The 12,853-nt window shown below is 64.4% G+C and carries 11 protein-coding genes; 9 read left to right on the top strand and 2 right to left on the bottom strand.

Annotated elements, in window-relative coordinates:
- The first annotated feature begins 5 nt into the window (after positions 1 to 5).
- The 6 genes from ABIB78_RS16330 to ABIB78_RS16305 all read left to right on the top strand — a co-directional run bounded on the left by ABIB78_RS16330 (position 6) and on the right by ABIB78_RS16305 (position 7,714).
- Complete coding sequence (locus ABIB78_RS16330) at positions 6 to 1,541, top strand: sugar ABC transporter ATP-binding protein (protein WP_429026776.1); 1,536 nt, start codon at positions 6 to 8, stop codon at positions 1,539 to 1,541.
- A gap of 444 nt (positions 1,542 to 1,985) precedes the next feature.
- Positions 1,986 to 4,301 carry a bifunctional salicylyl-CoA 5-hydroxylase/oxidoreductase gene (locus ABIB78_RS16325; RefSeq protein WP_429026774.1) on the top strand — a complete coding sequence of 772 codons (2,316 nt, stop codon included), beginning with the start codon at positions 1,986 to 1,988 and terminating at the stop codon, positions 4,299 to 4,301.
- On the top strand, positions 4,298 to 5,077 hold the full coding sequence (locus tag ABIB78_RS16320; RefSeq protein WP_429026226.1) for an SDR family NAD(P)-dependent oxidoreductase: 780 nt from the start codon (positions 4,298 to 4,300) through the stop codon (positions 5,075 to 5,077). Before ABIB78_RS16325 ends, ABIB78_RS16320 begins: the two co-directional genes overlap by 4 nt.
- Before the next feature lie 11 nt (positions 5,078 to 5,088).
- Complete coding sequence (locus ABIB78_RS16315) at positions 5,089 to 5,928, top strand: enoyl-CoA hydratase family protein (RefSeq protein WP_429026225.1); 840 nt, start codon at positions 5,089 to 5,091, stop codon at positions 5,926 to 5,928.
- A 1-nt stretch (position 5,929) separates the two neighbouring features.
- A complete protein-coding gene (locus ABIB78_RS16310) occupies positions 5,930 to 6,325 on the top strand; it encodes a RidA family protein (protein WP_429026223.1) in 396 nt (131 codons plus the stop codon).
- A gap of 147 nt (positions 6,326 to 6,472) precedes the next feature.
- Complete coding sequence (locus ABIB78_RS16305) at positions 6,473 to 7,714, top strand: flavin-dependent oxidoreductase (protein WP_429026219.1); 1,242 nt, start codon at positions 6,473 to 6,475, stop codon at positions 7,712 to 7,714.
- A 17-nt stretch (positions 7,715 to 7,731) separates the two neighbouring features.
- Here ABIB78_RS16305 and ABIB78_RS16300 read toward each other — a convergent pair whose 3' ends face one another.
- Both ABIB78_RS16300 and ABIB78_RS16295 read right to left on the bottom strand, forming a co-directional pair.
- A complete protein-coding gene (locus ABIB78_RS16300) occupies positions 7,732 to 8,184 on the bottom strand; it encodes a cupin domain-containing protein (protein WP_342722921.1) in 453 nt (150 codons plus the stop codon).
- A gap of 20 nt (positions 8,185 to 8,204) precedes the next feature.
- Positions 8,205 to 9,371: an ABC transporter substrate-binding protein gene (locus ABIB78_RS16295; protein ID WP_429026216.1), complete on the bottom strand. Its 1,167-nt coding sequence runs from the start codon at positions 9,369 to 9,371 to the stop codon at positions 8,205 to 8,207.
- A gap of 321 nt (positions 9,372 to 9,692) precedes the next feature.
- Here ABIB78_RS16295 and ABIB78_RS16290 point away from each other — a divergent pair, with 321 nt between their 5' ends.
- The 3 genes from ABIB78_RS16290 (at position 9,693) to ABIB78_RS16280 (ending at position 12,816) form a co-directional block, all read left to right on the top strand.
- Complete coding sequence (locus ABIB78_RS16290; RefSeq protein WP_429026214.1) at positions 9,693 to 10,187, top strand: MarR family winged helix-turn-helix transcriptional regulator; 495 nt, start codon at positions 9,693 to 9,695, stop codon at positions 10,185 to 10,187.
- Between the two features lie 4 nt (positions 10,188 to 10,191).
- On the top strand, positions 10,192 to 11,007 hold the full coding sequence (locus ABIB78_RS16285; protein WP_429026212.1) for an alpha/beta hydrolase: 816 nt from the start codon (positions 10,192 to 10,194) through the stop codon (positions 11,005 to 11,007).
- Between the two features lie 165 nt (positions 11,008 to 11,172).
- On the top strand, positions 11,173 to 12,816 hold the full coding sequence (locus ABIB78_RS16280) for an AMP-binding protein (RefSeq protein ID WP_429026209.1): 1,644 nt from the start codon (positions 11,173 to 11,175) through the stop codon (positions 12,814 to 12,816).
- The last annotated feature ends 37 nt before the right edge of the window (positions 12,817 to 12,853 follow it).

Here is a 12,853-nt window from a genome sequence, read left to right as displayed (position 1 = left end):
GCGTGATGCAGGCGGAACCCACCGCCAAAACGGCCGAGACGTCCGCAACCCGCGAGCCGGTGCTGCAGATCGCCAACGGCTCGAAAATCTATGGCGGCGTCCACGCCATCGAGGGCGTCAATTTCGACCTCTATCCCGGCGAGGTGCATGCGTTGGTCGGCGAGAACGGCGCCGGCAAGTCGACGCTGTGCAAGGCGATCGCGGGCGCGATCAATCTCACCTCCGGCGACTACTTGCTCGACGGCAAGCCCGCCAATTTCGAGCAGCCGCGCGACGCGCTCGATGCCGGCATCTGCATGGTCTATCAGGAAACCAGCCTGGTGCCGACCATGACGGCGGCGCAGAACATCGAGCTCGGCAACGAAAAGCTGCTGACGCGCTTCCGCACCCTGAACATCCAGGCCCAGCAGCTGTTGCAATCGCTGAATTTCCACGTCGATCCGGCAACGCCGGTGGCGCTGCTCGGCACCGCCAAGAAGCAGATGGTGGAGATCGCGCGCGCGATCTACAACAAGGCGCGCATTATCATCTTCGACGAGCCGACCGCGTCGCTGACGCCGGAGGAGATCGTCCACTTCTTCCATCTGGTGCGCGACCTGCGCGCCCGCGGCGTCGCGATCATCTACATCTCGCATGCGCTGGAGGAATCGCTGCAGATCGCCGACCGCATCACCGTGCTGCGCGACGGCAAGCTGGTTATCACGGCGCCCGCCAAACAGCTCACCCGCGACGCGCTGGTGCAGCACATGGTCGGGCGCGAGGTGGCGCAGGCGGTCTACGGCGGAAGAGAGAAGACCCATCAGCGGCGCGAGAAGGTGCTGACGGTCGAGAACGTCACCATGGGCATGGCGGTGAAGAACATGTCGTTCTCGGTCTATGCCGGCGAGGTGGTCGGCATTGCCGGCCTGATCGGCTCCGGCCGCACCGAGATCGCCAAGATCATCTACGGCGCGCTGAAGCGCAACCTCGTCAACGGCGGCACCATCCGGCTGCGCGGCAAGCCGATCCGCTATCGCGTGCCGCGGCAGGCGATCAACGACGGCATCGCCTACATCACCGAGGACCGCAAGGCCAACGGTTTCTTCGAGACCATGGTGGTCGACGACAACGTCTATATCGGCAGTCTCGCCACAAGGAAGGGCTGGAGCTTGCTGCTGTCGCGCGCCAGGCGCAGCAAGCTTGCGACCTACTGGGTCGAGCGGCTCAAGATCAGCGCACTGCAACGCAAGGCGCGGATCGTCGAGCTGTCGGGCGGCAACCAGCAGAAGGTGGTGCTGGCCAAGACCCTGGTGCAGGAGCCCTCGATCATCATCTTCGACGAGCCGACGCGCGGCGTCGATGTCGGCACCATCCCGCATATCCACGGCGAAATCCGCCGTCTCGCCGACGAAGGCAAGGCGGTGGTGGTGATCTCGTCGTACTTGCCGGAGATCCTCGCCGTGTCCGACCGCATCCTGGTCGCCCGCACCGGCCGCATCGTCGCGGAGTTCGACGCTGCCGATGCGACGCAGGACAAGATCCTGTACGCCGCGGTGCATTGAGAGACGCGCAGTCGTGTCGCACTGCCGTAGGGCGGATTAGCGCAGCGTAATCCGCCATTTTGCCGTGCGGCCGCGAACGGCGGATTACGCCTTCGGCTCATCCGCCCCACAATGCTGGGTAACAGAAACAAGCCGTACCCACTCTGTCATCGCCCGCCACCGGGTCGCGCGAACGCGCGCCCGATGACAGGCTCCGGCGGGCGATCCAGTATGCCGCGGCCGATCGGCTCAATCACATCCGCCCTGGATCGCCCGGTCAAGCCGGGCGAGGACGACTGGGAAACGCGGCGAACCCTCTCTTGACAATTATTTTAAGTATAAAATAATATCCCTCATCGGTTCGCTGGAGAGCGCTGTGCCGGCCGCCGAAGCCAGAGCATGATCCGAAAAAGCGGCATCCGGTTTTTCGAGGAGATCATGCTCAAACCGAAAGGCGAGATCGCCATGCGTATCGTTTGCATTGGAGGCGGACCGGCCGGGCTTTATTTCGGCATCCTGATGAAGATGCTGGATCCCGCGCACCAGATCTCCGTGGTCGAGCGCAACCGGCCCTACGACACCTTCGGCTTCGGCGTGGTGTTCTCCGACGCCACCATGGACAACATGCGCAAATGGGACCCGGTCACGGCTGACACGATCGAGCAGGCCTTCAACCATTGGGACGACATCGAGGTCCTGATCAAGGGCCGCCGTATGCGCACCACCGGCCACGGCTTCGTCGGCATCGGCCGCAAGCGGCTGCTCAATATCCTGCAGGCGCGGGCCGAGGAGCTCGGCGTCGAATTGATCTTCGAGCGCGAGGTGAATTCCGATCTCGAGTTCCCCGATGCCGACCTGATCGTGGCCTGCGACGGCGTGAACTCGAAGATTCGCGTCAAATATGCCGAGACCTTCCAGCCGGACATGCTGATGCGGCCGAACCGCTATATCTGGCTTGGGACGAAGCGCCCGTTCGACGCCTTCACCTTCGATTTCCGCAAGACCGAGCACGGCTGGTTCCAGTCGCATATCTATAAGTTCGAGGAGGGCGCCGCGACCTTCATCGTCGAGACCACCGAGGAGGCATATCTCGCCCATGGCCTCGACAAGATGGATCAGGCCGAATCCATCGCCTTCTGCGAGAAGGTGTTCGCCGAGATCCTCGAGGGGCATCATCTGGTCTCCAACGCGCGGCATCTGCGCGGCTCGGCCTGGCTGTCGTTTCCGCGGCTGATCTGCGGCAAATGGACCGCGTTCAACGGCAACAGCCATGTCGTGCTGATGGGCGATGCCGCCCACACCGCGCATTTCGCGATCGGCTCCGGAACCAAGCTTGCGCTGGAGGACGCGATCGAACTCACCAACCAGTTCAAGACGCACGGTGCGACCAAGGACAGCATTCCCACGGTGCTGGCGGCTTACGAGGAATTGCGCCGGGTCGACGTGGCGCGGATCCAGAATGCCGCGCGCAACGCGATGGAATGGTTCGAGGTGGTCGGCTCGCGCTATGCCGATACGCTTGAGCCGGAACAGTTCATGTATTCGCTGCTGACCCGCTCGCAGCGCATCAGCCACGAGAATCTGCGGCTGCGCGACAAAACATGGCTCGAAGGCTATGAGCGCTGGTTCGCGGAGCGCAGCGGCGTGCCCGCCACCAACGACCGGGTCACGCCACCGATGCTGACGCCGTTCCAGATTCGCGGTCTGTCGCTTCATAACCGCATCATCGTCTCGCCAATGGCGATGTATTCGGCGGAGGAAGGCGTGCCGAACGATTTCCACCTCGTGCATTTCGGATCACGTGCGCTCGGCGGCGCCGGGCTGCTGTTCACCGAGATGACCTGCGTCTCGCCGGAGGCGCGGATCACGCCGGGCTGCTGCGGCCTCTGGAACGACGAGCAGGCTGCGGCCTACAAGCGCATCGTCGACTTCGTGCATCGCAATTCGCAGGCCAGGATCGGCATCCAGCTCGGCCATGCCGGCCGCAAGGGTTCGACGCGCGTCGCCTGGGAGGGCATGGACGAGCAACTTCCCGACGGCAATTGGCCGCTGGTGTCGGCCTCATCAGTGCCTTATCTGCCCGACGGCCAGATTCCGGAGCCGATGAGCCGCGCCGAGATGGACGAGGTGCGCGACCAGTTCGTGGCCGCCGCAAGGCGCGCCGCTCGCGCCAGCTTCGATATTCTGGAGCTGCACTGCGCCCACGGCTATCTGCTGTCGAGCTTCCTCTCGCCGTTGACCAACCGCCGCACCGACGACTATGGCGGATCGATCGAGAACCGCGCGCGTTATCCGCTGGAGCTGTTCCGCGCCGTCCGCGCGGTGTGGCCGGAGGACAAGCCGATGTCGGTCCGCCTGTCCTGTCACGACTGGGCCGAGGGCGGCAACATGCCCGAGGATGCGCTGGCCTTCGCAAAACTGTTCAAGGACGCTGGTGCCGACCTGATCGACTGCTCCTCGGGCCAGGTCTGGGCCGACGATCATCCGGTCTATGGCCGGCTCTACCAGACGCCGTTCGCCGACAAGATCCGCAACGAGGTCGGCATCGCCACCATTGCGGTCGGGGCGATCTCGGAGGCGGACCACGCCAACTCGATCATCGCCGCCGGCCGCGCCGATCTCTGCGCCATCGCGCGGCCGCATCTCGCCGATCCGGCCTGGACACTGCATGAAGCCGCGAAGATCGGCGTCAAGCAGGTCGCCTGGCCAAAGCAGTATGTGTCGGGCAAGTCGCAATACGAGGCCAATCTCGAACGCGCAGCCGCGGGAGTGAAGGCATGACACGCTTCTGGCCTAATGCGCATGCGCTGGTCACCGGCGCCGGTTCCGGCATTGGCGCCGCGACGGCGATCGCACTCGCAAGAGCCGGCGTACGCGTCAGCGTCGCCGGGCGCCGGATCGACGTGCTGAAGGCGACGGCGGCGTTGCTCGGCGAGCGCGCGGGCGTCGCTGTTTCGATCGACGTGACCGATGAAGCTGCGGTGACCGAAGGTGTCGCGCAGATCGAGGCCGAAGCAGGTCCGATCGACATCCTCGTCAACAATGCCGGCAAGGCCGCGAGCGCGCCATTCGACAAGACCGGCGGCGCGCTATGGGCCGACATGCTGGCGAGCAACCTCTCCAGCGTGTTCCTGGTGACGCAGGCAGTGTTGCCCGGGATGGCGCAGCGCGGCCGCGGACGGGTGATCAATGTCGCCTCGACCGCCGGCCTTACCGGCTATGCCTATGTCTCGGCCTATGTCGCGGCCAAGCACGGAGTCATTGGTCTGACGCGTTCGCTGGCGCTGGAATATGCGCGGCGCGGCGTCACCGTGAACGCGGTCTGCCCCGGCTACACCGATACTCCGCTGGTGGCGGATGCCGCCGCGAACATCGTCGCCAAGACCGGCCGCAGTGAGCAGGAAGCACGCGCCGCACTTGCAAAAGTCAATCCGATGCAGCGGCTGGTCACTCCGGAGGAGGTCGCCGACGCCATCCTCTGGCTTGCGTCCGAAGCCGCATCGTCGATCAACGGACAAGCCGTGGCGATTGCCGGCGGCGAAGTCTTTACCGGGTGAAGGATCACATCATGTCCGAGATGAAAGCAAAGCTCCGGCCGTTCAGGGACTATCCTGCAAGGCACTTCCGCTGGTCGACCGACGCGAGCGGCCGCGTCGCGACGATCACGCTGAACCGGCCGGACAAGAAGAACCCGCTGACCTTCGAGTCCTACGAGGAGCTGCGCGATCTCTTCAGCAATCTCAAATATGCCTCCGACGTCCGCGCCATCGTGCTGACCGGTGCCGACGGCAATTTCTGCTCCGGTGGCGACGTGTTCGAGATCATCGAGCCCTTGACGCGGATGGCGATGCCGGACCTGCTCGCCTTCACCCGGATGACCGGCGAGGTGGTGCGCGCGATGCGCAAATGCCCGCAGATCATCGTCGCCGCGATCGACGGCATCTGCGCCGGGGCCGGTGCGATGTTGGCGCTGGCGTCCGATCTGCGGCTGGCGACGCCGCAAGCCAAGACAGCATTCCTGTTCACCCGCGTCGGCCTTGCCGGCGCCGATATGGGCGCGTGCGGGCTGCTGCCGCGCGTGATCGGGCAGGGCCACGCCGCCGATCTGCTTTACACGGGTCGCGCGATGAGCGCCGACGAAGGTTTTGCATGGGGCTTTCACAACCGTCTTGTGCCGCCGGCGGGGCTTGCCGCCGCCGCGCATGAGCTGGCGCGCTCGCTCGCGGATGGACCGTGGTTCGCGCATGGCGTGACGAAAACCATGTTCAACCAGGAATGGGCGATGGGCGTCGACGAGATGATCGAGTCGGAAGCACAGGCGCAAGCGATCTGCATGGTGACGGGCGATTTCCGCCGTGCCTTCGAGGCCTTTGCCGCCAAGCAGAAACCGGCCTTCGAGGGCAATTGAGATGATAGAGATCCTGCAACCGGAAGGATGGGCCAAGCCGATCGGCTACGCCAACGGCATGGCGGCGCGCGGCAAACAGATATTCATCGCGGGCCAGATCGGCTGGAACGGGCAGTGCGTGTTCGAGAGCGATGACCTCGTGGCGCAGATCGGCCAGACCCTGCGTAACATCGTCGCGGTCGCCGCCGCCGGCGGCGCCGGGCCCGAGCACATCGTGTCGATGACCTGGTACCTCGTCGACCGCAAGGAATATTCCGCGCGGCTGAAGGAGATCGGCACTGTTTATCGCGACATCATCGGCAGGCGCTTTCCGGCGATGACGGCGATCCAGGTTGCCGGCCTCATCGAGGATCGCGCCAAGGTGGAAATCCAGGCGTTAGCGGTGGTGCCGGATTAACTGTTCTGGCAGCCGAAACGTTAACCCTTGGGTACAGTTGGCCGCAGCGTAGGAAGTGGCGGCGACAAAGCGGCTTGCGGCCGGGCGAGGGGGCGTGCGACCCTAGCGCAAGCGTAAGACGTCCTGTTGTGAGTGGAGGTGAGGACGATGAAGGCGATTATCGTCGGAGGCGGAATCGGAGGCCTCACCACTGCGTTGATGCTGCGCTCGCGCGGCATCAGTTGCGAACTGTACGAACAGTCCGAGACCATCCGCGAGCTCGGCGTCGGCATCAACACATTGCCGCATGCGATCCGCGAGCTCGCGGGGCTTGGCTTGCTCGACAAGCTCGACGAGGTCGCGATCCGCACCCATGAGCTGTTTTACCTGACGCGGCATGGCCAGCAGGTCTGGCACGAGAAGCGCGGGCTCGATGCCGGCCACGACGTGCCGCAATTCTCTGTTCATCGCGGCCGCCTGCAAAGCGTGATCCATCAGGCCGTGATCGACCGGCTCGGCGCGGATGCGATCCGCACCGGCTGCCGGCTCGGCTCCTTCACGCAGGACGAGGGCGGCGTCTCGGCCTATTTCTTCGATCGCAGCGGAGCCCATGTGCACACCGCGCACGGCGACATCCTGATCGGCGCCGACGGCATCCACTCCAAGGTACGCGAGATGCTGTTTCCGGATGAGGGCGGGCCGTGCTGGAACGGACTGATGCTGTGGCGCGGCGCGACCGATTGGCCGGCCTTCCTGACCGGACGCTCGATGATCATCGCCGGCGGGTTGAACGCCAAGGCCGTGATCTATCCGATCGCGCCGGGTTCAAGCCCGGCGAGCCGTCTCACCAATTGGGCGGTGCTGGTGCGGATCGGCGACGGCACCTCCCCGCCGCCCCGCCGCGAAGGCTGGTCCAATCTCGGCCGTCGCGAAGAGATGATGCCCTACGTCACGAGCTTCACGATCCCGCAGGTCGACTTCGCCGGCTTGATCAACGCGACGCCGGAGTTCTGGGAGTACCCGTGCTGCGACCGCGATCCCCTGCCGTACTGGTCGAGCGGCCGCGTCACGCTGCTCGGTGACGCCGCGCATCCGATGTATCCGGTCGGCTCGAATGGCGCATCGCAGGCCATCCTCGATGCACGATGCCTGGCGGATATGCTGGCGCGGGCGGAGCATCCACGCCAGGCGCTGGCCGCCTATGAGCGGCAGCGGCTGCCGATGACCGCCGATATCGTCGCCTCCAACCGCCGCGGCGGGCCGGAGGGCGTGATCGATGCCGTCGAGCAGCTCGCGCCGCAGGGCTTTACCGACGTCGACACCATTCTCAATTACGAGGCGCGCGAAGCGATCGTGCGCGGCTATGCCGCGAAGGCCGGCTTTGCCGCGCGTGTGGTGGCGCGGCAATAGCGCCAGAGGCGAGTGGGTTACGCCGGAGGCGGCGGCAGGAAGTGGATGTTGTGCTCGGCGGCGAGCCGCACCACGTCATCCGGGTTCTGCTCCTTCATGTTGTGGATCGCCCAGAACAGGTCGTAGAGCCTCCTCGTCGGCGACACCCAGAACAGCGTTTTGGCCGGCTGCTGCGACTTGTTGAAGATGCCGTGCGGCTTGCCCGCCGGCAGGCGCACCAGATCGCCTGGCGTGGCTGCTTCATCGGCGCCGTCGAGCATGAAGTCGAGCTTGCCCTCGAGAATGTAAAGGTACTCGTCCTGGTCGGGATGGATATGCGGCGGAACGAAAGTGCCCGGCGGGAAGGTGGCGTGCCAGGAGAACGAATGCTCGGTGCGGCTCTTCGGCACATAGGTCTGGCCGAGGATGCTCCAGGAAATGCCCTGGATGCCCTCATTGGCGCGGGTGATGCCGGCGATCTCGTCTTTCATGACTTGTATCCTCCTGTATCTTACTTGGTGGCGCAGTCCTTGGCGTAGCGGTCGCCATAGTTCGAGAACACCTTGTCGACGATCTCGGTCTGGAATTTGCCGTCCGGCCGCTTCGCGACCTTGGTGAGGTAGAAATCCTGGATCGGATAGCCGTTGTTGCTGAACTTGAAGTTACCGCGCAGCGAGGTGAAGTCGGCCTTCCTCAGCGCGGCCGCGACCGCGTCCTTGTTGGAGAGATTGCCCTTCACGGCCTTGACCGCACTGTCGATCAAGAGCGCTGCGTCATAGGCCTGCATGGCGTAGGTGCCGGGCACGCCATTGTAGGCCGCCTCATAGGCCGCGACGAACGTCTTGCTCTGGGGATTGTCGAGGTTGGGCGCCCAGTTCGCCCCGCCGAACATGCCGACCGCGGCGTCCTGCTGCGCGGGCAGGGTGGATTCGTCGACGGTGAAGGCGGAGAGTACCGGCACGGTGGCGCCGGCCTGCTTGTACTGCTTCACGAGATTGACGCCCATGCCGCCGGGCATGAAGGTGAACAGCGCATCCGGCTTCAGCGAGGCGATCTTGGAGAGCTCGGGCTGAAAATCCAGCGTGTTCAGCGGCGTGTAGGATTCCTCGACGATCTCGCCCTTGTAGTCGAGCTTGAAGCCGGCGACGGAGTCGCGGCCGGCCTGATAGTTCGGCACCAGCATATAGACGCGCTTGTAGCCGCGGTCCTGCGCCACCTTGCCGAGGATCTCGTGCACCTGGTCGTTCTGGTAGGACGTCACATAGAAGAACGGGTTGCACTCCTTGCCGGCATAGCTGGACGGGCCGGCATTCGGGCTGATCAGGAAGGTCTTGTTGTCGGTGACCGGACGGTGGATCGCCTGCAGGATGTTGGAGAAGATCGGCCCGACCACGAAGTCGACCTTGTCGCGCTCGAGCAGACCGCGCACCTTGACCACGGCTCCGTCGGGCTTGAGCTCGTCGTCGGCGTTGACGATCTCGACATCGCGGCCGGCCATCTTGCCGCCGAGGTCCTTGATCGCGAGCGCAAAGCCGTCGCGGACCTGCTGGCCAAGCGCTGCGGCCGGACCGGAGGTCGTCACGATAACGCCGATCTTGATCTTCTCCTGCGCGGCCGCCGGGGTCGCCGCGATACCCAGCAGCGCGGCCAATCCCACGAGCTTCGTCAGTTGCTTCATGTCACTCCCCAACCACTGGCTTGATGCCTCTGCCGCAGTTCAATTGGCCTCAGTTCAATTCGCCTCAATTTATTTGGCCTCAGCTTAGTCTGACGCGCGCGACCGCTGCAAGCGATGTGGCATTGCGTCAGGCGACCGTCGTGCATCATGCAGGCGCTGCACATGCAAGCGGCGCGCCAATTGCTTGAAGTTTAAAGAAATTACAGGATTGCGCCGGCGTATCACGCACGATTCGCAATTGTCCTTGCAGGGCACCGCGAATTGCTTGAAGCTCAAAGTAATTGGTCCGACCGGAACCCGCCGCGGAGGCAAGATCGGCGCATGATCCTCGATTCCGAAACCAAAGCCGTCGAACTGCCCGACGATCACGGCACCGAGCTGCGGCTGTGGCTGCGCCTGCTGACCTGCACCACACTGATCGAAGGCGAAGTACGCAGCCGGCTGCGCGAGAAGTTCGACGTCACGCTGCCGCGCTTCGACCTGATGGCCCAGCTCGACAAGGTGTCCGACGGCATGACGCTGTCGGACCTCTCGAAGCGGATGATGGTGTCCAACGGTAATGTTACCGGGCTGGTCGAGCGCCTGGTCGAGTCCGGCCATCTCGACCGCCGCACCTCGGAGACGGACCGCCGCGTGCAGTTCATCCGGCTGACCAAGCTCGGCCGCGCCGAATTCCGCAAGATGGCGGCCGAGCATGAGAAATGGATCGCCGATATTTTCGGCGACCTTTCGCCGAAGGATATCCGCGAACTGATGCGGCTGCTCGCCAAGGCCAAGGGTTCGGCGCAACGCTCCACCAAGTCGAGGACAGCGTAGCGCCGTGAGCGTGATCGATTACGAGGCCGAATACAGCAACCGGGCGCGGGTGCCGGAAAACCCGGCGCTGATGGCCGGCTGGGCGACGGACTCGGCAGCCTATCGCGAGCAGCATCCGCCGCGGCGACTGACCTATGGTGCCGGCAGCCGCAACATAATCGACCTGTTCGAGGGCGATGGTGACGGGCCACTCGTCGTCTTTATCCACGGCGGCTATTGGCAGGCGCTCGATGGTTCGTCCTCAAGCCACTGTGCGCGGGGTCTCAATGGCCACAGCATCAGCGTCGCGGTGCCGAGCTACGATCTCTGCCCCAGTGTCACGGTCGGCGACATCATCCGCGAGATGCGCGCGGCTTGCCGTGAGCTGGCGAAGCTCGGACGGCCGCTGGTCGTGTCGGGACACTCCGCCGGCGGACATCTTGCCGCATGCATGCTCGCGACCGATTGGACGTCCTATGATGCGTCGATGCCGAAGAACCTGGTCAGGGCTGCTTACGCGATCTCGGGCCTGTTCGAGCTCGAGCCGCTGGTCGGCACCTCCATCAACAAGGCGCTTGGTCTTGACCACGACGCAGCAAGGGCGGTTAGCCCGCTGTTCTGGCAAGCGCCCGCCGGCGCAACGCTCGATGCCGTCGTCGGGGGCACCGAGAGCGCCGAATATCACCGGCAGAGCCGGACCATCGTCGATGTCTGGGGCAGAGCGGGCGTGGCAACGCGGTTCGGCGTTGTGCCTGATGCCAATCATTTCACCGCTATCGCGCCGCTCGCCGACCCGGAGTCGGCGATGGTCGCCCGGTTGAAGCAGCTCACGCAGATCTGAGGTTCTGAGCAGCGCTGCCATTTCCACCCTTGCGCCGAATTGTTTTAAGTATAAAATGATTGGCGATTGGAACGCCGCCGGGCGTCCTCGATATTGGTCTTCTCGATATTTGGTCTTGGCCGACAACATCTTGGCCTTTCTGGATGGAAAGCGAGGGGCAATCGAATGTCAGGTGAATTTCCCGCGCTCGGCCCGTCCGGGCACGTGGACGATTTCGCACGGCGCAACCTGCCGCCGATTCAGCAATGGCCGCGGCTGCTGCTTGACCGGCCCGAATTCCAGTATCCCGACTATCTCAACGCTGCGGTCGAGCTGACCGACCGCATCGTCGAGCAGGGGATGGGCGATCGCGTCGCGCTGATCGGCAACGGCCGCCAGCGCACCTACAAGGAGTTGACCGACTGGTCGAACCGCCTGGCGCATGCGCTGGTGGAGAACTATGGTGTCAAGCCGGGCAATCGCGTCCTGATCCGCTCGGGCAACAACCCGGCGCTGGTCGCGGCCTGGCTTGCGGCGACCAAGGCCGGTGCTGTTGTCGTCAACACCATGCCGATGCTGCGCGCCGGCGAGCTGACGAAAATCGTCGACAAGGCCGAGATTTCGATCGCACTCACCGACAGCCGCATCGCGGACGAACTGGTGGCCTGCGCCAAGACCAGCAAATTCCTCAAGCTGGTCGTCAATTTCGACGGCACGCAAAACCACGATGCCGAGCTCGACCGGATCGCGCTGAACAAGCCGGTCAAGTTCGATGCGGTGAAGACCGGCCGCGACGACGTCGCGCTGCTCGGATTCACATCGGGCACCACGGGCGAACCCAAGGCGACGATGCATTTCCACCGTGATCTCCTCATCGTCGCGGACGGCTATGCCCGGGAGGTCCTCAAGGTGACGCCGGACGATGTGTTCGTCGGCTCGCCGCCGCTTGCGTTTACGTTTGGTCTCGGCGGGCTTGCGATCTTCCCGCTGCGCTTCGGCGCTACTGCGACGCTGCTGGAGAATGCGGCGCCGAGCGAGATGATCCGGATCATCGAGACCTACAACGCGACGATCTGCTTCACCGCGCCGACCGCCTATCGGGCCATGATGGCCGCGATGGACAATGGCGCCGATCTGTCGTCGCTGCGTCTCGCCGTCTCGGCCGGTGAGACACTGCCGGCGCCGGTGTTCGAGAGCTGGACCAAGAAGACCGGCAAGCCGATCCTCGACGGCATCGGCAGCACCGAGCTGCTGCACATCTTCATCACCAACCGTACCGGCAGCGCCGTCGGCGGCACCACGGGCACGCCAGTTGCCGGTTACGAGGCCAAGATCGTCGATGAGGACATGAACGAGCTGCCGCCGGGCCAAGTCGGCAAGTTGGCGGTTCGCGGCCCGACCGGCTGCCGCTATCTCGCGGACTCCAGGCAGAGCAAGTATGTCCGCGATGGCTGGAACATCACCGGCGATGCCTTTGTCAGCGACGAAAACGGCCGGCTGTCATTCGTGGCGCGCGCCGACGACATGATCATTTCGGCGGGCTACAACATCGCCGGTCCCGAGGTCGAGGCGGCGCTGCTCGGGCATCCCGACGTCGCGGAGTGTGCCGTAGTCGGCGCACCCGACGAGGAGCGCGGGCAGATCGTCTCTGCCTTCATCGTGCTGAAGCAGGGCGCGCGTAACGACGAGGTCGAGGTCAAGCTGTTGCAGGATCACGTCAAGGCGACGATCGCGCCGTATAAATATCCCCGCGCGATCGCTTTCGTCGAGGCGCTGCCGAAGACCCAGACCGGAAAGATCCAGCGCTTCAAGCTGCGCGAAGCAAGCTAGCGGGGACGACGGCCTGTGGCCGCCGTCCGAAGATTCA

This window comes from Bradyrhizobium sp. I1.14.4, from assembly GCF_050435825.1.
Classification (GTDB): Bacteria; Pseudomonadota; Alphaproteobacteria; order Rhizobiales; family Xanthobacteraceae; genus Bradyrhizobium.
The sequence above is the reverse complement of the archived record's forward strand: the minus strand, read 5'-3'. Positions and strand labels throughout refer to the sequence as shown.